The 18,853-nt window shown below is 43.7% G+C and carries 18 protein-coding genes; 5 read left to right on the forward strand and 13 right to left on the reverse strand.

Features of this window, described 5'->3' with window-relative positions; all coding sequences use genetic code 11:
• Positions 1 to 143: 143 nt before the first annotated feature.
• From N1I87_RS16605 to N1I87_RS16620, 4 genes are all read right to left on the reverse strand, one after another.
• Positions 144 to 350, reverse strand: a complete 207-nt coding sequence (locus tag N1I87_RS16605) for a hypothetical protein (RefSeq protein WP_341102987.1) — start codon at positions 348 to 350, stop codon at positions 144 to 146.
• Between the two features lie 321 nt (positions 351 to 671).
• The gene (locus N1I87_RS16610) at positions 672 to 872 is read right to left on the reverse strand and encodes an S-layer homology domain-containing protein (protein ID WP_341102989.1); all 201 of its coding nucleotides are present in this window, start codon (positions 870 to 872) and stop codon (positions 672 to 674) included.
• Positions 859 to 1,377, reverse strand: coding sequence for a C40 family peptidase (locus N1I87_RS16615; protein WP_341102991.1), 519 nt, complete (start codon positions 1,375 to 1,377; stop codon positions 859 to 861). The genes N1I87_RS16610 and N1I87_RS16615 overlap by 14 nt, the downstream gene beginning before the upstream one ends.
• 234 nt (positions 1,378 to 1,611) lie before the next feature.
• Positions 1,612 to 3,534, reverse strand: a complete 1,923-nt coding sequence (locus N1I87_RS16620) for a S8 family peptidase (protein WP_341102993.1) — start codon at positions 3,532 to 3,534, stop codon at positions 1,612 to 1,614.
• 328 nt (positions 3,535 to 3,862) lie between these two features.
• Between N1I87_RS16620 and N1I87_RS16625 the strand changes: the two genes are divergently transcribed.
• A complete protein-coding gene (locus N1I87_RS16625) occupies positions 3,863 to 5,557 on the forward strand; it encodes a DUF4855 domain-containing protein (RefSeq protein ID WP_341102995.1) in 1,695 nt (564 codons plus the stop codon).
• A 93-nt stretch (positions 5,558 to 5,650) separates the two neighbouring features.
• Here N1I87_RS16625 and N1I87_RS16630 read toward each other — a convergent pair whose 3' ends face one another.
• On the reverse strand, positions 5,651 to 7,093 hold the full coding sequence (locus N1I87_RS16630) for an N-acetylmuramoyl-L-alanine amidase (RefSeq protein WP_341102997.1): 1,443 nt from the start codon (positions 7,091 to 7,093) through the stop codon (positions 5,651 to 5,653).
• A gap of 179 nt (positions 7,094 to 7,272) precedes the next feature.
• Between N1I87_RS16630 and N1I87_RS16635 the strand changes: the two genes are divergently transcribed.
• From N1I87_RS16635 to N1I87_RS16645, 3 genes are all read left to right on the forward strand, one after another.
• Positions 7,273 to 8,853, forward strand: a complete 1,581-nt coding sequence (locus N1I87_RS16635) for an alkaline phosphatase (RefSeq protein WP_341102999.1) — start codon at positions 7,273 to 7,275, stop codon at positions 8,851 to 8,853.
• A gap of 93 nt (positions 8,854 to 8,946) precedes the next feature.
• Positions 8,947 to 10,563 (forward strand): hypothetical protein, encoded by a 1,617-nt coding sequence (locus N1I87_RS16640; protein ID WP_341103001.1) that lies wholly within the window; start codon positions 8,947 to 8,949, stop codon positions 10,561 to 10,563.
• Complete coding sequence (locus N1I87_RS16645) at positions 10,556 to 13,366, forward strand: DEAD/DEAH box helicase (protein WP_341103003.1); 2,811 nt, start codon at positions 10,556 to 10,558, stop codon at positions 13,364 to 13,366. Before N1I87_RS16640 ends, N1I87_RS16645 begins: the two co-directional genes overlap by 8 nt.
• Positions 13,367 to 13,572: 206 nt before the next feature.
• Here N1I87_RS16645 and N1I87_RS16650 read toward each other — a convergent pair whose 3' ends face one another.
• A complete protein-coding gene (locus N1I87_RS16650) occupies positions 13,573 to 13,797 on the reverse strand; it encodes a hypothetical protein (protein ID WP_003353310.1) in 225 nt (74 codons plus the stop codon).
• Positions 13,794 to 14,150 carry a single-stranded DNA-binding protein gene (locus N1I87_RS16655; RefSeq protein ID WP_003353312.1) on the reverse strand — a complete coding sequence of 119 codons (357 nt, stop codon included), beginning with the start codon at positions 14,148 to 14,150 and terminating at the stop codon, positions 13,794 to 13,796. The genes N1I87_RS16650 and N1I87_RS16655 overlap by 4 nt, the downstream gene beginning before the upstream one ends.
• Positions 14,151 to 14,422: 272 nt before the next feature.
• Here N1I87_RS16655 and N1I87_RS16660 point away from each other — a divergent pair, with 272 nt between their 5' ends.
• Entirely contained in the window at positions 14,423 to 14,857 is a 435-nt protein-coding gene (locus tag N1I87_RS16660; protein ID WP_270583848.1) for a YwpF family protein, read from the forward strand.
• Between the two features lie 187 nt (positions 14,858 to 15,044).
• On the opposite strand, the gene N1I87_RS16665 is transcribed toward N1I87_RS16660, so the two are convergent.
• The 6 genes from N1I87_RS16665 to N1I87_RS16690 all read right to left on the reverse strand — a co-directional run bounded on the left by N1I87_RS16665 (position 15,045) and on the right by N1I87_RS16690 (position 18,830).
• On the reverse strand, positions 15,045 to 15,446 hold the full coding sequence (locus N1I87_RS16665; RefSeq protein WP_048624221.1) for a hypothetical protein: 402 nt from the start codon (positions 15,444 to 15,446) through the stop codon (positions 15,045 to 15,047).
• Positions 15,447 to 15,741: 295 nt separating this feature from the next.
• Positions 15,742 to 16,125 (reverse strand): hypothetical protein, encoded by a 384-nt coding sequence (locus tag N1I87_RS16670; protein WP_048624222.1) that lies wholly within the window; start codon positions 16,123 to 16,125, stop codon positions 15,742 to 15,744.
• Between the two features lie 360 nt (positions 16,126 to 16,485).
• Positions 16,486 to 16,926: a 3-hydroxyacyl-ACP dehydratase FabZ gene (gene fabZ / locus N1I87_RS16675; protein ID WP_003353316.1), complete on the reverse strand. Its 441-nt coding sequence runs from the start codon at positions 16,924 to 16,926 to the stop codon at positions 16,486 to 16,488.
• Between the two features lie 5 nt (positions 16,927 to 16,931).
• Positions 16,932 to 17,087 (reverse strand): DNA-directed RNA polymerase subunit beta, encoded by a 156-nt coding sequence (locus tag N1I87_RS16680; protein WP_270583845.1) that lies wholly within the window; start codon positions 17,085 to 17,087, stop codon positions 16,932 to 16,934.
• A 73-nt stretch (positions 17,088 to 17,160) separates the two neighbouring features.
• Positions 17,161 to 17,985, reverse strand: coding sequence for a flagellar hook-basal body protein (locus N1I87_RS16685; RefSeq protein ID WP_341103006.1), 825 nt, complete (start codon positions 17,983 to 17,985; stop codon positions 17,161 to 17,163).
• 23 nt (positions 17,986 to 18,008) lie between these two features.
• The gene (locus N1I87_RS16690; protein WP_048624225.1) at positions 18,009 to 18,830 is read right to left on the reverse strand and encodes a flagellar hook-basal body protein; all 822 of its coding nucleotides are present in this window, start codon (positions 18,828 to 18,830) and stop codon (positions 18,009 to 18,011) included.
• Between the last annotated feature and the right edge of the window lie 23 nt (positions 18,831 to 18,853).

Genomic DNA, 18,853 nt, shown 5'->3' on the forward strand with positions numbered 1-18,853 from the left:
TCGCCCGAAATCTGCCACACAAAGCAAGCGGGTCAAGATCGAAAGCGATCCTGCCCGTACGGTTTCCCGTCTGATGTCTCCTCACCGATAAACAGGTAAAAAGAAATCGAAACCATTCATAGTGGCCTCGATTGTCTATTTCCTTATTTGGCATTGTAAATCGCAGCGGCAAAGTCTGCTCTGGTCGTTTCGTCGCCGGCGCGGTATTTGCTCGTTTGATAGACCGTTGTTTTATCAATATTGTGGATGGTGTTAATTTCGGCAAAAGCCCAATAGCTGGATGGAACATCCTGATAAGCAGGTTTGGATGATGACACGGATGCCACATTCTTTTTAAAGGCTTTTGTCACAATCACAGCCATCTGCGCTCTTGTCATCGGATCATAAGGTCTGAAAGTACCGTCGCTGTAGCCGTTAATAATGCCGGCCTTTTCAATGGCGGCAATATCTTTTGCAAACGGATTAGAAGAAGATACATCTGTGAACTACCCACCACCTACGCTTCGCTTAGAGGCGGGGGCTTCAAGCGACTTGTGCGTGTTCGCTGAACGGTAAGCCACACACAAGAACCCTTTACGCTTCCCTTCGTTCCGAAGGTGTCCGTTCTAGCTATATTCTATCCTATTAGTTGGCTAACGCCAACCGAAATTCATCTCCCACTTATCGTTGGGCTATCGCCCTTCACACGCTTGAAGTGGGAGACTTCTTTCGGAAATAATGTTAAAACTTGCGGATGACGGCGCCGCTAAATGAAGCGCTCGATTGATGATAGCAGCTGCTTGTCCGCGTGTAACTTCATCGTCTGGATGGTAAAGTCCATTGGAATATCCTTTGATAATCCCTTCACTGTTCAATTCTTTAATGGCGACCAACGCCGGATGGGTATCTCCAAGATCCTTTGAAAAGGGTTCCTACCGGCTGAAACAGCATCCGCTTGGCCCCCGCATATTTGCTGCTCCAATAAGAATTGCTGAGAGAGTCTATTTCCACGCCGGATGATGCCGCGTTAATGAACTTGTTATCGCCGACATAGATTCCGACATGGGAAATGCCTGATTGATATGTATTTTTGAAAAACACTAAGTCTCCCGGCAGCAAAGAAGATTTAGATACGCTTTTTCCGGTCGAAAATTGGCCTCCCGATGTACGTGGAAGCGAAATGCCAAAATGTTTATATACATACGATGTATATCCTGAGCAATCGAAGCCGTTAGGAGTCGTTCCCCCGTAGACATATCGTACTCCTAAAAAATTTTTTGCATAATCTACTACTTGATATCCTGTGAAAGAAGCGGCAAATGCTTGCTTAAACGGAAATGCAAGCAATAAAACAAAAGCAAAAAAGACTATTTTGATCAGTTTCCTTCCTGTTTTCATGGTCACTCCTCATTATTCTTATTTTTCCAAATAATAGTCTATCAGAATAATAAGACAGTTTTTTTTCTGCAATATTACATTTATGTAACAAATTTAGTCATTTTCCAGCATGATTTCCGTTAAAATAGCAAAAATCATCAAAGTCTCTCTTTTTTTGCAAACAAAAAGCCCGCCCTCTTCGAAAACGCTCGAAAAGAGGCGGGCTTTCCAGCTTTCTATTTATGAGAAGTAGGATTATCGGAAAAGCGGGTTTTCCGCTTTGGCTAAAAAGACGGAAAACTCGGCTCTGGAAATCGGTTTATACGGTGCAAAAGTATGGTTAGAATAGCCGCTGGTAATGCCGGCATCCGCCAGAGCATTGATCTCTTTGTAACCTGTCATGCCTGTTGTAACATCTTGAAAATGATTGGTTCCGTTATCCGCCAGATGATAAGCATGGCTGATCAAAACCGCCATTTCGGCCCTTGTTACAGGTTCCGTTGGATGAAAAGTGCCGTTGCGGTAGCCTTTAATGATTCCTTGTTCTAAAGCACTTTGAATATATCCTGAAGCATAATAATTTTTCGGAACGTCTTTAAAAGCGGTATTTCTTTTCGTTCCGTCCAATCCAAGCGCCCGGCCGACAAGCGCCACTGCCTCGCCTCTTGAAATGTTCTTCGTCGGCCATAGATATTGGCCGCTGTGATCGCCCTTTAAAATGGAGCGATGATAGAGATAAAGCATTTTTTCACTGAACCAGTCGTAGGCAGAGACATCTTCGATCTGCGGTTTGCTCATCGTCACTTTCACTTGTGTCTGGTACTCGCGGCCTTGGGAGTCCGTCAATGCAAAGAAATAATAATAAGTTCCTGCCGGCACATAATCATCCCAAATGCTGCCGGTTATTTGTTTTGTAATGTCGCCCTCCATTCCTCCTCTTCTTTTCACGTAGACTTTTTGAATGGAATCAGGCTTATCGATCCGGAACTCCACAAGACCGTTGTCGGCCTTCACTGCCTTGACGGCCATATCGTTTGACAGCGTAGGTTGGAACGTTTTAATTTGCACCAATCCGTAGCCGTAAAGCGAATCCTTTCCGGATGTCCCCAAATCTTTGGCGTTTTGATCGAGTATTTTGCGGATTTCCGCTGCCGATTTGTCTTTATACTGCTGTTTCAGCTCTGCCAGCACCCCTGTGACAAATGGGGTAGCCATCGATGTTCCTGACAAGGCCGTATAACCGTCCTTTTTGCCGTCGGTTGTATCCAGATTGATCGGAAAGGTGCTGAACACATACTGTCCGGGAGCGACAATTTCAAGCTCCGGCCCCGTCGCCGAGAAAGGCAAACGCTGCAAGCGGCTATCGACGCTGCCGACTGCAATGACACTGCTGTATTTGGCGGGATAGAGAATGGTATTTTTCGATCCGACCGAATCCCCGTCATTTCCGGCTGCCGCCGTAATCAGAATACCGGCGTTATACGCTTTATCCAAAGCACTCTTTAACACCGGGTCGTCGGATACGGTCGTCACGCTTAAATTGATAATGTCCATATGATGCTGAATGGCCCAATCCACCCCTGCCGTAATCGAACTGGTCGACCCTTCTCCAAATTCGTCGAAAGCTTTGACCGCGTAAAGATCCGCATCCGGTGCGACTCCAACAATACCGACGCCGTTGTCTAAAGCACCGATGATTCCCGCTACATGGGTTCCGTGGCCGTTGTCGTCGTTATATCCTTTGCCGCAATCGGAGCGGATGACGCATGTTCCCCCTTTCACCTTTATATCAGGGTGGTTCACCGCAATGCCGGTATCAATAACGGCAATCTTCACTCCTTTTCCGGTAAATGGAGATCGGTATTGGTCATTCTCGTAAATTTTTTTATAGCCCCATGTTTCTATTTGGCTCTGAACCTTATATGTCTTATTGGCTTGAACTTTGGCGATCTCCGGTTCATTGCGCAATTTGTCGACTTGGCTCTTATCCAGTTCGGCTAAAACAGTGGGGATGGTCTCATATTTTTTCTGTGCATGAATATCGTATTTTTTCAAAATTCCATCATCTATGTGGTGGCGAAAGAGAATCATATATTCATCCGATTCCGCACCATAAGCTTTGAAAGGCAAAATGACCAACAAAAATAAGAAAAAAAATAGCCATTTCGTGTTTTTCATCCAGCAGCCTACCCTTTCTCTTAAACTTTTTCTTTATTATACTGGATTGTTCCCAGTTGTTAAATGAATATTTTTTTCCCCCATTCGCCGATATGTTCTTGTTTCAGCCAAAAATCAACAGCCACGGTTTGCCCTGTCATCGGTTTTGTCCTATGTTCATTAGTCTATCAGTTCATGAAAAAGAAGAACATATGAAAAAAGTATATATGAAAAAATTCCCTTTTCGCTAAAAAATTTCAATAAAATCCTTAAATTTGCTAGTCGAGTTTGGTAATCTGATAGAAAGGGCTCATTCCAAAAGTCGCAAAAAGAAAGGAGAATCCTATTTGTGTACAAAAAAATAGCCCCCGTCGCTATGGCGCTTGCTTGCCTGTTTCCGTCCCATTCTTTCGCTGCTTATACAGATGTGCCTATTACATATTGGGCCTACCATTCGATTGAGCAGTTGAGCGGAAAACAGATCATTTCGGGATATTCCGATGGAAGATTTAAACCAGGAGCCGTTATTACAAGAAAACAGGCTGCCATGATGCTAGTCCGCACCTTTTCTTTATCCTCCGATCAAACGATCGCGATCAAAGATGTGACCGAAAACACCTATGGCTACCAGGAGATAGAGGCCGCGGTATCAGCAGGTTTATTTAGCCTGAAAGACGGTCTGTTTCAACCTGATGAACCCCTGACAAGAGAAGACATGGCTAAAGCTCTCGCCATTGGCTTTCGGTTAAAAGGGGACCAAATGAGCGCATTCACCGATGTTCCTCAAACCAGCCCTTATTATCGCTGCATTGATGCTTTGGCTGCTAATGACATCACGACCGGTTATACTGACCATTCCTTTCAGCCGAAAAGAGCAGTCAATCGTGCCCAATTTGCCGCTTTTATCGCTCGAACGCTGTTCAATCCCCGCAAATATGAAGTGTTGATTGACGGAAAGAAAAGAACAACCTTTCGTTCCAAGCAAGAAGCCATTCTATTTGCAGAGCCTTACGACAATGCCGTCATCCGACCTGTCAGCAACCAATATCAAACCTTTTCCAATGAATTTTTGTCACCGGAGAAATCAGGCGTGAAAAACGGCGTTTTAATGTACAACGGATACGAGATTGAGAAAAATCCTTTATACAATAGCCTTCAAAATAAAGAATTTTTCAAGCCGTATTTGGCCTACAAAGAAAATGGACAATATGTAGATTCCATGTTCGATTCTCTTATTCTGGCAGGAAGAGAATATCCGGGAGGCGAATTCACCGAGTCCAGCCGAAATGAAGCGGGTTATAACGAATGGCTTTGGTATTTGAATAAATTGTTCGGCGAAAACGGAACGATTTCCATCATCGACCAAAGCATGAAAGAGATTCCGGTCGTTGATCATGTGAACATTTTTATCGCCATTCCTTATCCACAGCGGAAAGATCCGATTGTCGATCTAAACGGTCAAACACACCCCAACACATTGGACGAACGATTCCAACTCGTCAAATGGTACATCGATCAAGTGTATGACCAATGGGAGAACACTCAACACAACGGGTTAATCTTAAAAGGCTTTTATTGGTTAAATGAAACGGTCACGAACCCGGAAGATGAACAGCTTCTTCTCATGGTCAGCGATTATATTCACCAACAGAAAGGAAAATTCATCTATTCGCCGCATGCGCAGTCCACTAATTTTGAATACTGGCAATCATACGGATTTGATGGGGCTTATTTGCAAAGCAACGCTCATTTTACGAATTTGAGCGAAGAAGAAACAAAAGCCAAATTACATAACAGTTTGATTGAAGCGCAAACGAGAAACAGCGGTGTGAATTTAGAAATTGAAAATCACGGATACGCGACGGTAGACATTGGATTGGAAAAGTTTCGCCAATATTTGCACTTTGCCGATCTATACGGGGCAAGATCTCAAAGCTTGATCATCTATCAAGGCGCCTCCATGGTGAACCGTTTGGCCACCTATACCGACCCGCGTTATCAAGAAATGTATACAGAGCTCTATCATTTTTTAAAAAATAAATAGCTACATACTAAAACAGGGTTCAGACGAAATGTCTGAACCCTTGTTTTTATAGTATGAGAGGAACGGTGATCCCGTTCCTCTCATTCTGCCAACCTATTGATTCACAAGATTATACAAGCTCGAAACATTGTATCCTTTAGCTTGGTAATAATCAAGCAAGCCTAGATAAATAGCATTGGCTGCCTTTTGACGCCAAGTGGCCGAAGCCAGCTTCGCGTTATCAGACGGGTTATCGATAAACCCTAGCTCTGCCAGCATGGCAGGCATGTTATTTTCTCTTAATACATGCAAATCTCCATAGGGATTATTTTGGGGGTCAACACCACGATCCGGTATACCCATTGCGCTGTGGAGACGGTTTTCTATTTTCGTCGCTAACAATTGGCTGTCAGCCTTATACGGGTTTTTTCCGGAACCTCTCCAATAATAGGTTTCCGAACCCGTTCCGCCTCCGGCATTGGCGTGGATGCTCAAAAATACATTTCCTTTATTCCTGATCGCGAAATTAACGCGGCCTTGCAGACTAATAAAGGTATCCGTGCTTCTCGTCATTTTTACTTGGAACGGACTTTTGGCCAAAATATTTTTCAGCCTTAATCCCGTATCCAAAACAACATCTTTTTCTTTCAATCCATAGCCGATTGCCCCCGAATCCGTTCCGCCGTGTCCCGGATCGATAATAATCACTTGGCTACTCAGACGGCTGTCGTACTGTCCGGTAGAGGACGGCGGTGTGGATTGAAGATAAGCACCATTGACATATCCGATCAAGCTGCCGGATTTTATGTAATACCAGCCGTTCACTTTATTTGCCGCATACACTTTCGTACCGCGGGTCAACGTGCCGATGACCGCATAATTTGTCGACGGTCCTTTGCGGACATTCAACTTATCGTTGCTCGCCACATTGACATAGAACGGTTGGGTGAATTGGGCGGTATTTGTATTGGACGGATCTACCCGAAAATCAGGATTCATCGCTCTTGCTAAAAAAACAGCGAAATCCGCACGGATGATAGGGTCATCGAGACCGAACGTGCCGTCTCCTTTTCCTTGGGCTATGCCGAGCTTTATTAATGTTTCGGCTGCTCCTCCCGTCGTCGTTTCGCTGGAGAAATGGAACGCTTTATTGATCATAAGCGCCATTTCGCCGCGCTTCAACGTCTTCTCAGGATGGAACGTGCCATCGCTGTAACCGGACAAATATCCTTTTTCCACAGCCGATTGAATATACCCCGATGCAAATGAGCTTGCCGGTACATCGCGGAACGAAGTCGAACGCTGTGTACCATTTAGTTTTAAAGCCCGTCCGATCATGGCGGCAGCCTCTGCGCGAGTCACTGTCTTTTCAGGCAGAAAACGATGGTCGGCTGTTCCTGTCACAATCCCTTTTTCGGCTAAATAATTAATTTCTTCAGCGGCTCTGTGGGTCGTTCCCACATCTGTAAAATATGTAGCGGCCGCTGCCTGCTTCACGCCAAATAAAGGGATGAAAAGCAAAAAGGCAATTGCCAGTAGAAAATGGGCCTTTTTCACTAATATTCCCTCCTTTCCACAGTTTTCTACATTTTAACATATTCGTTGACAAGTCTAAACCATTCTCACTGACTATTTTTCTGCTAATTTATGATTTTTCAACTAATTAATGGAACATTTCGCGATTATCCGCATATTTTCATTTTTTTTCAAAGCATAATTATGAGGTGATTTGGAATATGACAAACATTTTTCGACACTTATCAGCGTTTTTTGTGCTCTTGCTGCTATTGGCCAATGGAAGTTCGCCGACTAAGGCTTACGATTCTCGCCCAAAAGCCAAAAACGTCATTTTTATGATCATGGACGGCACCAATTCTGATGTCCTCGCCTTGGCGCGTTGGTATAAAGGTTCAGCACTTGCCCTTGATGGAATGATGACCGGGGGAGTACGCACCTATTCGCTGCGGTCTGCCATTACCGATTCGGCCGCCGCCGGAACCGCTCTGGCCACCGGCAGAAAAACGTTGGTGGATCATATAGGAATGATTCCGATTTTTCCTGAAGAAGGAAAGCCTTACACCGCTTATCCCGTTCCTAATATTTTGGAAGCCGCGGAAAAAAAAGGGCTTTCGACCGGAATCGTGTCGACTTCCCCTGTACAACATGCCACACCGGCTGCTTTTTCTGCGCATGTGAACCATCGCAATCAATTCGACGACATTGCGGAACAGCAAGTTTATCAAGGGATGGAGGTTGTATTGGGAGGAGGAAAAGCGTGGCTAAAACGGGATGACAAAATCAAATCCCGTCCTGACGGCGAAAACTTGATTTCCGTCATTCAAAAGAAAGGCTATGAATACGTGACTACAAGAAAAGAACTTCTTCAAAGCAGCGGAGAAAAAATTTGGGGAAGTTTTGCCCGGGAAGATATCGCTTATGAGCTCGACCGAAAAAAGCTGAATCCGAACCAGCCTTCTCTTGCCGAAATGACCGAAAAAGCCATTCAAACTCTGTCCAAAAACGACAAAGGCTTTTTTTTGCTGGTGGAGGGAAGCAAAGTCGATTGGGCCGCCCATAAAAACGATCCGGCAGGAATGATCAGCGAAGTGCTAAGTTTTGACGAAGCTGTTCAAAAGGCGCTCCAATTTGCCAAAAAAGATCGGCAAACATTGGTCATTGCGGTTGCGGACCACGGCAACAGCGGGTTAACAATGGGAAACCGCTCCACCAATCTTTCCTATGCGAGTGAACCGAAAGAACATTTTATTGAACCGCTTAAAAAAGCCCATTTAACGGTAACCGGAGCCGTTTCTCGATTGCGAAAAGACCGCTCCAACTTGAAAGAAGTGCTGAAATCGTATGGATTAGATTCTTTAAGCCATAAAGAATACAATCTCGTCAAAAAATCGAAACATCCGGAAAAAGAAATGGCCGCTTTGCTTTCTAAACGCGCAAAAATCGGTTTTACAACCACCGGTCATACCGGCGAAGATGTCTTTTTATTCTCTTACGGCCCCGGCAAACCAACCGGACTGGTCGAAAATACAGATTTGCCGAAATCTGTTTGCCACACACTCGGTCTGAAACTCCAATCGTCCTATCAAGATGGGATTCAGTTTTATAAAAAGCGGGGATTTAAGACAACCATTTATCGAAAAAAAGAGGGAAATCCGGAATTAGTGGTGCAAAAGGGCGGGCAAACGATCCGCTACCCTGTCAATAAAAATATCCGTTTTGTCGACGGCAAAGAAGAAACGCTTTCCGCCGTCAACCTCTTTAACGGAACACATTTTTATATTGGACTTCCGAATCGTTAACGCTCCTTGGATGGAGCGTTTTTTTTCTCATTAATCCCTGTTATAATTGAAGAATAAGATATTTCCCAGACAACTGATAGGGGAGATGAAAAGATGCCACAAAACGCTTTGGAATGGCGAGACGACATATTGTATTATTCGGAAGAATTATTGCAGCACCCCGCTGATCTAAACTCTTCCGCTATCGAGGAAGGATTGCGGCTATTCCGCCAAGGAAAAGCGGATAGCTTTCATATAGAAAACGAGATCATTCATGCTTTTGTCCATGATAACGGCCGATGGGAGGTTAACCTCGATTTAACCTTTCCCGCACTCAGCACTTGTTCTTGCAACCAAAAAACGTGTCCTCATCAATTAGCCGTTTTTTTTACCTTATACAATCAAACAGGAAATCTGCAAGATTGGATGGAACAATGGCGCAGGCTCACAGGCATTCAGTCAAAGAAACAACCGCCTCTTGACATTCCGGGAGTGTATTATGCCAGCGATCTGCTAAAAAAACGGGCGGCCAATGACGGCCCTGAAGAGTGGGGAAATATGGTCGATCGTTTCTTTTCCCAAATGGATTGGTCTCCGGTAAAAAAGAATCCATACTTATTGGATATGAAAGCCGAAAGTCTTTATCGACAATTGATGACACAAGGTCCGATTGAAAGGGAATGGAAACCGCTCTACCAATTATTTTGCAGTTACTTTCTCTTTCAAAAAGTGGTGGAATTGTGCAGAACATTGGGGGAAGATTTGAATTTGATTGACCGGGCCTGTTCCTCCACTGTCTACTTTTTTGCCAAAGAATGCGAACATGCATCAAGAGAGCTTTCTGTCCATGCTACCCCTTTTGCTTTTGACCGCTATCTTCTATATTTAAAAGACGATCTCTCAAAACTCATCAGCCGCGATGGCCAATTGTTTTCTAATATTTGTATTTTACTTTACATGAGCCTTTGGACGGTTCTATTGAAAAAAGAAGATTGGAGAAAACAAGAATTGGATCGTCTGCAAAGCGAGGGGCTCAATTCTTACGGGCAGGCTGCCGCTTTATTGCATCAACTTCTGTTTTTAGACAAAAAGGAAGAGTTCGCCGCTCTTTTCCAAAAGCTTGACGAATCGATTGTCGATGCTTCATTAGTATGGCTTAACTACTTTTTTTCCGAGCCTCCTTATCGAAAAGCTTGCTTTTTGCTTGAACTTGTGAAGGAAAAGCTGCCCGCCTATTTAGACAGCCTTTTAAGCTCTTATAATAAACGCATATTTGTCCAAGATTTTTTGCGATTGATTGATGCCTCATGGCTGGCGGAGAATAAACCGCACCTGTTTGAGGATGTGCTTTTTCAGCTTTTTCCTTACAGCTATTCCGTACTCAATGAATTTTACTTCATCACTCGGCATTATCAAAAATGGACGGAATTGCAGCTATTGATGGGAGCGGAATTGGAAGAACTCGAACAGATGGGATTGAAGAAACTCGAAAAAGCCGCCCCCGAATGCGCCCTTCCTCTTTATCATTGGGGCATTTCGGAGCTGATTGGCCGAAAAAATCGCGCCAGCTACAAACGAGCCGTTAAATATTTAAAGAAGCTTCGACAACTCTATAAGAAATTGAAGCGAGAACAAGATTGGGAACGATATTGGAACGGTTTGCTAGAAAAAACGAAACGTCTTCGCGCTTTTCGCGAAGAATGCAGAAAGGGTAAACTGATCGATGCTTAAATTAAAATCATTGACGATTCATACGAAGCCATTTGAAGATGACAGTCTCTTTGTTTTTCTTACTTCTGACAGCGGAAAAGCAGTTGACTATTCCTTAGGAAAACAGCTGTTCCTTTGGCATCAAGAAAGCTTTTTCGGCACGGAACTGGAAGTAAAGGAAGCAGATGGTATGAAAGGGTTTATGCTTTCCGCTTGGCAATGGATTAGTCTGTTAAAAAACGGCCGTTTTCATTCGTTTATCCAATGGCATTTTGACCCGCTCACTCAATATGGATTGTCCGTGGCGCCCGTTCTTTATGAAGCGGTGGTGAATGGCGAATTTTCGCCTGTTTTTCATGAAACAGACATTTACTGGGAACCTCCGGCCGCCGTCTGGGAGGAGTTCAATCCTGATTTTTGGGAACAGGACGTATGGAAAGGAATATCAGCCAAAAAAATGACCATCGACCTGTTTCAAAGATGCGTACACGATTTTTTGTCCCATTCTCCTGTTTTTCAAAAGCTTCATGAGATCGCCGATTATCTTCAAAACGGGAAATTGTCAGCCAACGATCTCCAATCTTATTGGGCAGACGGCCACTTTCGCCAATGGGCCGGTTTCGTGGAAGATCCTGTTCCGTTCTCTATAGGCTTGCGTCTGTCAGAACCTGAAAACGATCAAGATTCATGGCTATTAGAAACGGTTCTGCAAAACAAAAAAAATCCAGAAAAAATTTACAGCTTAAATGGCAGAATTCCTCCTACTTGGAAAGAGCATCTTCCTGCTGTGCTTGCAGAACAAACGCGCTGGCTGCGTTTATTGCCTGAACTGCAGGAAAACGGAAAAATGAAAACAGCGTTGACCGAAGAAGAAGCTTGGACTTTTCTGACCGAAACGAGCGAAAAACTGATCGCCCTGGGTATTGCCATTCTTCTTCCTTCATGGTGGGAATCGATACGTCAAGCGTCCTTTTCCCTTTCTGCCCGAGTCCGCTCTCAATCACATTATCAGCGGACATTTGTCGGATTGAATACGATCCTTGATTTCGACTGGCGGATTTCTCTGAATGGAGAAGAACTGTCAGAAGAAGAATTTCAAAAACTGGTGTCGGAAAAACGCCGGCTTGTCAAGGTGAACGGCCAGTGGGTGCCGCTTGATCCGAAAATGATTCAAAAAATCCAACAGTTAATGGAAGAAGCGAAGAAAAAAGGGATCAGAATGCAGGACGTTTTGACGCAAGAGTTCACCGGTGATTCAGAAGAAAATCAAGAAGAACCGTCAAACTTGTACGAACTCGCTTCGGTCCAAATTCAATTAAACCGTTCATTGCAGCAAATGATCGACAAGCTTCAGCATATCGAACAAATTCCTTTGCAGCAGGCTCCGGCTTCCTTGCAAGGAACTCTGCGTCCCTACCAGCAAATAGGAATGAGCTGGCTCTTGTTTTTGCGGTCGTTTCGTTTTGGCGCCATTCTTGCCGACGATATGGGGCTTGGAAAAACGATTCAGCTGATCGCTTATTTATTGTATGTGAAAGAAAAAGAAAAGCCGGACATGCCGGCTTTGATCATTTGTCCGACATCTGTACTTGGAAACTGGCAAAAAGAGCTTGAGCACTTCTCTCCCGACTTGCGGGTTCTTCTTCATTACGGCCAGAACCGGCTACAAGGCGAAGACTTTGCCGAATGTATTCAAAATAAAGATGTCGTACTTACTTCTTACGGTCTGTCCCATTTGGACTTTGAGACCCTTTCAGCCGTTCATTGGAGCACCATCGCGCTCGATGAAGCCCAAAACATTAAAAACGCCCATACAAAGCAGTCTCGGGCCATCCGAAAATTAACGGGAAATCATCATATCGCCTTAACCGGTACACCGATGGAAAACCGCTTATCGGAACTATGGTCGATTTTTGATTTTACGAACCATGGCTACTTAGGAAGCTACCAAAAATTTCAAAAGAATTATATCATCCCGATTGAAAAAGAGCGTTCAGAGAAAAAAATCCGCCTCCTGCAGGCAAGAATTCGCCCGTTTTTGCTGCGTCGGACCAAGAAAGACCCGGAAGTGGAATTGAATTTGCCGGATAAGCTGGAACAGAAGCAATATTGTCCTTTGACAGCGGAACAAGCCGCTTTATATGAAGAATACGTGCAAGAAACGTTAAACCGGATTGAACAATTGTCCGCTTTTGAACGCCGAGGGGTTGTCTTGCAAATGTTAAATAAGCTGAAACAACTTTGCGACCATCCGGCCTTATATTTAAAAGAAAACCGTCCGAGTCGCGCTGCTGAACGTTCGCACAAGTTGGCCAAACTGCTGGAGTTGGTTCAAGAAATTTTGGAACAAAAGGAAGCTTGTTTGATTTTCACCCAATATATCACGATGGGAGAGATGATTCAGCAGGAAATCGAGAGCCGATTTCAAATCAAAGCACCGTTTCTAAACGGGAGCATGCCGAAGCTGCAGCGTGATCGACTTGTCAGCCAGTTTCAGGACGGAGAATTTCCGGTATTTATCTTATCCTTGAAAGCCGGCGGAACCGGATTGAATTTAACGGCCGCCAACCACGTCATCCACTATGACCGCTGGTGGAACCCGGCTGTTGAAAACCAGGCAACCGATCGTGCGTATCGCATTGGCCAACACCGCTTTGTCCATGTTCATAAATTGATTGCCACTGGTACGTTGGAAGAAAAAATTGATAAAATGATTGAAGAAAAACAAGAACTGAACGAGAAAATCATCCAAAGCGACCAATGGATCACGGAACTCTCCTATCAAGAGCTGGAACAACTGCTCAAATTGGAACCGCAAGGATAAACCCTTTTTTCACTATTTCTTGTTTTTTATTTGAACCAAACAAAATCAGAGCCGGTACTCCCGCCGGCTCTTTTTATTTGAGGGAAAGATGGAAGGTTTCAATAACTTTTATCTCTAGAGGAAAGTCAGAAAGGCCATTTTGAGGATAATAAGAGGGCAATGCGGGCATGAAACCCGTTTTTAAAAAAGGAAGAACGGAAAGTAGTTTATTTTTTTAAACTTCTTTCCATTTTGCTTTCATTCTTACGAGACAGAAAAACGATTGGATCGGAAAGCGATTGACTGGTTTCCAGCCGGCGGATGCGCTGTTCGAGAAGGTGTATGGAGGAATGACAATTTCCAAGCAAGTAAACCACTTTTTCCATCAACCGTTCCATTTTTTCCATTTTGGCATAAACGTTTGGATCCAGAAAACATTCACCTCTTTTCATTCAAGCTCCATTAATGGAAACGTTTCTTCTTGGGGCTTTGAACTTAAAAACTGCACCGATTTGGCCATGACTTCCGTGATATACACCTTCTTTCCTTCTTTATTTTCATAATTTCTTGTCTGAATACTGCCCTGCACCCCGATCAAAGATCCTTTGCTGCAATATTTGGCCGTATTTTCCGCCATCTTGTTCCAAAATGTACACAGAACAAAATCTGCTTTTCCCCCTCCTTCTTGGCCGCGATAAGGACGCTGAACCGCCAATATGACAGGAAGAAACATTTTCCCTTCCGTCGTGTAACGCAGCTCCGGATCTTTTGTCAGTCTCCCGACTAACGTCACTTGATTGATCAATGATTTATCAACTCCTTCTTCTTTTTTCGGGAGGCATTTTCATCTTATCGGGAAAAGACGCTTTCGTAAAATCGCTACTTTCCGCTTTTTCGACACGATCTTTTGTTTTCGCTGTTATTGTCAAGGAAAAAAGCGAATATTTTCGACAACTTCGGAGGCAATCAACCTTTTTTGCTTTTCTTTCCATTTTTATCTCCCCACGCTTTCTAGGTGCTGTCAATTCGGCTATGTTATAATGGAAGAAAAGCGAATCAATGGAGGCCGTCTTCTAAATGAAAACCTTTAAATTAGTCAGTCTTCAATTTATCGAGGATCAAGACGCTAAAGACATTGATTTCATTGATGGATTAATTATTAATAAAGAAGATGAAAAGCGGACGTGGCTGATTGAGCTTTTTACGGATCTATCCTATTACGATTATTTCCGTGACGTTCAACAAAGAGATAAAGACTTGGAAATTCAAGTCATCATATCCCGCCCTGAAAACAGCCCGGCTTATTTTTTCGGACATATCCATTGCATCAAAAAAATGGAATCCAACGTAAGCGTCTTGTTGCAAGGACGTTTAACCAACAGACAAAACGAATTTGCCGAACGTCTTCTTACGGATTTGGTCCAAATGGGATTGAGCGGTGAACAGCTTGTTCGAGAATTTTCCGGCAACTTAAAAAAAAGACCCGGCCATCCCGTTGCCAAGATTCGTTAATATCCCCCCATCGCTGTCCGTCTGCAACATTTCAATCCGTAAATAAAAAAACCCGGTCACGACTTCAAATGATCGGGTTTTCGTTTTTATGGCTTTTCGGCTCGCTTTTTCCGTTTTTTGACTTTTGATTTTTCTTGACTGTCAAAAGCGGGAGTGAACCAGCTGAAAACCGGTTCTTTCTCCTGCTTTATTTATAGGCGGCGTTTTCTTTCAACTGTTTCGAAAGAAAATCTATGTAAAACTTTGCCTCCATTTTACAGGAATAATCGTAGTCGGTTCCCAATTGTTTTTGCAGGGCATCCACCGTTTCAATTTGCTCAGGAGTCGGTTCTTCCGAGATGATTTTTTCGATGATTTCATTCATTTTGGACGCTATTTCTTCGTGAAATTCAGGGCTGCTTTTAATTTCATTGCTCACTTTATGATACCAAGACGAATTGGATTGAATATATTCTTTCCATTCTTGCATAAACTCTTCAAAAGAAAAACGATGATCCTCCCATTGAATCTTAGCCATATATTGTTCAAACGCAGTCGCAATTGAGCGAGTGATACTTATTTTTACGCCGTGCGGTAAACTTTGCAACATGGAATAAGTACCTCCTACATAATACATATATCGTATCTACTTTATCATAATTAGGAAGTTGTTGACAAAGTTTTTCTTTTTTTCATTAAAATGCAACAAACCCACCGTTTAGAACGGTGAGTTTGTGAATCCTTGCGGTTGGCAACCTCCATTGGAATGGAGGCTTCCGATTCATTCCTAGCGCCTCTTTTCAGCAGCCGGCACTCCTCCATCTTTTCGTCGGATGCACCAAGCGCCTCCTGTAAAAGAGGGGCTCAACGAAAGAATTCAACCGTTGATGTTCCCTTTTTCGCCATCATTCATCTTTATTGTCTTTATCTCTTACATCACGTTTATCTTCGATTGGCTCTTCTCCCGGAGTATTTCTGTCTTTCGTCATATCCCAATCATTATTGGTGTTCTTATCATTGGTTCTTCGGTTATTGTTGTTTAAAATACCGTTGTTGTTATTGTCATTAGGGTTGAGATCAGGCCCATCATTGTTGTTATTTCTGTTTAAATCATTACGGTCATTATTGTTATTGCGGCGATTGTTGTCATTAAGATCGCGGCGGTTATCGTCTATTACACCGTTGTCGTTGTCGTTGGCAGGCGGCGGAGGATTTTGATTGGTGTTACAGCCGGCTAAAAGCAAAATAGCTAACAGCGAGCCTCCCATTAATTGCAAAAACTTACTCATTTCTATCCTTCTCCTTTCATTATTCCATCCATTGGTAGACCGGATATTACTGGTCGGTTGTTATCATGCGCTAGTTTCATGAATCTATTCCGATTTGAAAAAAAGATTGCAAAAGCCGACTAGCCGACCTGTCGGCAACTGAAAATGTATAAACCAAGCGCGAAAACCATCTTTTTTACAATGCTTCCGCTTATTTTTTCCTTTCGCCCGAAAAAATTTCATAAAAAAGACTCCGTTATTTGAAAATCTTTCATATGGCGACCCATTCAGTCGACTATATGAAAGACTCCCAAAAACGAAGCCTGTTAAACCGTTTCAGCCAAAACTTGATCCAAGCGGCTAAGCATGATCGGGATGGCTTTATTTCGATTGCGAACGATCCCCTAGTGCAAACGTAATTTCCGCTTCACAAACGATTTCCCCGTTCACTGTAGCCGTCGCTTGGCCTTTGCCGATGCTTCCTCTAACCCGCACAAGTTCCACTTCAAGGCGAAGCTGATCTCCAGGTTTTACTTGCTTTTTAAAACGGCATTTGTCGATTCCGGCAAAAAAAGCGAGCTTTCCCCGGTTTTCTTCCTTATTCAAAACCGCCACTGCTCCTACTTGAGCCAGCGCCTCTACAATAAGTACTCCCGGCATGACAGGGTAATCGGGAAAATGGCCGTTAAAAAATTCTTCATTGCCCGTTACGTTTTTAATTCCCACCGCTCTTTTGCCGTCTTCCAATTCTTCGATCCGATCGATCAGCAAAAACGGATAGCGGTGCGGAATAATGTCTTTGATCTGTTGCAAATCCAACATGCACCTTATGCCTCCTTAGACAATAACAAGTCCTTTATCGTCGAAAATAAATTCATCCACATCGATGGCTTTAAAACATCCATCGGCTTCCCATGTCCAATGACGCTATAGCCGATGACCGCCCCGACAAACGCTGTGAATGCAACTAAGAAAAGATTCACTATAAATCGTCCCAGGGGCGTTAATTTCTTTTTCTTTCTAACTTTTCTCTGCTGTTCTGTCATAAGATCACCTTTAGCGAAGACTATTCACAAGCCCCATCATTTGATCGCCAAGAGTAACCGACCGGGATTGAAATTGATAAGAACGCTGGACGTTGATCATATCTGTCATTTCTTTGGAAATATCGACATTGGACTTCTCAAGCGCTCCTTGTTGAACGCTGATTTCACTGCGAAGAGCCCCCGTTAAATCGCGTGCGACTTCCCCAATGGCTACTGTGCTGTCAGCAGGCAGACCAAGCAAGTTATTTCCTTTTTGTTCTAAATATTGAGGCCTCTCAACGGACACGATTCCCAAATTCACTGCTTGTCCTCCTCCGACCGAAAGCCTTCCCGTTTTATCCACTGTTATGTTTTGACCCGCTTGCCGGTTCAATTGAACAGGTCGATTTTGTTCATCTAACACAGGATATCCTTCGGCTGTGACAAGCATGACTTGATTGCCGTTCACAGGGGAAAGATAAAAAGCACCATTTCGCGTAAAACGAATCTCTTCCCGTCCATTTTCCTGAACCAAAACTTTAAAGTATTGATTTTCATTTGTCAATGCCAAGTCCAAGGAACGTCCCGTTGTTTGAATAGGTCCCAATTTCGTATTCATTTTGGTTTGGGCCAATTTGGCTCCCGTTCCCAATCGAATCCCTTCCGGTGTCATTCTTCCCATCTCTCTGTTTGGGTGAAGCTGATTCTGAAACTGTTGGACTAGCAGGTCGGAAAAAGTGGCTTCACGGCTTTTAAAGCCATTCGTGTCAGCGTTCGCTAAATTGTTGCTGATGACGTCCAGCTGTTTTTGCAATTGGCCCAATGTATTAGTAGCATTGATCATTATGCGGTTCACTGCTGCTCCTCCTCTTCAGGCGACTAATTGATTCTCCCCACTTCATTGACGGCTTTGTCCATGCTGCGGTCATAAGCCTGCAGCACCTTCTGATTCGACTCATACGCACGATAAGCGGCTAACATATCGGTCATGGTTTGAGCGGCATCCACGTTGGATCGTTCCGTAAATCCTTGCTGAATTCGAAAGCGGATATTATTCACTTGAAAAGCGTTTGGAAGCGTCCCGTTATCCAAACGATAAAGCCCATCCCCTTCTTTGACTAAAGAGTCGGGATTGGCCGCATAAGACACGCCTAATTGCGCCACATACTCCCCATTATCAAAAATTCGCCCTTGTTCGTCAATTTTCAAATTATCTGTTTGAACCCTGATTGGATTTCCGTTCGTATCGAGAACATTCAAACCGTCAGCCGTTGTCAAATAGCCAAGTCCATTGACAGTAAAATTTCCATTGCGTGTATACCGTATGCCATTTGGCCCCTGGACAGCAAAAAAGACCGTTCCCTTTGAATTAGCCCCTTGATTTCCCGGCACGAATATATCCAACAGCGCCAAATCGGTTTTGTTTCCTGTTTCCTGCAAGTCTCCTTGAACAAAGTTGGGAATGGTTTCTTGCATATAGACACCCGTATTTAAGCTCCCAACCGTTGTATAAGAAGGGATTTTCGCCAGCTTGCCATATTCGTCCAAGCGGCTTAACAGCATTTCCGGAAAAGCCCGAAGCGAGGATTTATCCGTTTTATATCCTGGCGTATTAGCATTAGCCATATTATTCGTCAGCAGCTCTGTTCTTCTTTGTTGAGCGATCATGCCCGAAGCCGCTGTATAAAACCCTCTGAACATATTGATTCACCTCTGCAATGGAT

Origin of the sequence: Bacillus sp. FSL W8-0102 (genome assembly GCF_038007225.1) — a bacterium.
Lineage (GTDB): Bacteria > Bacillota > Bacilli > Bacillales > DSM-4216 > Bacillus_O > Bacillus_O smithii.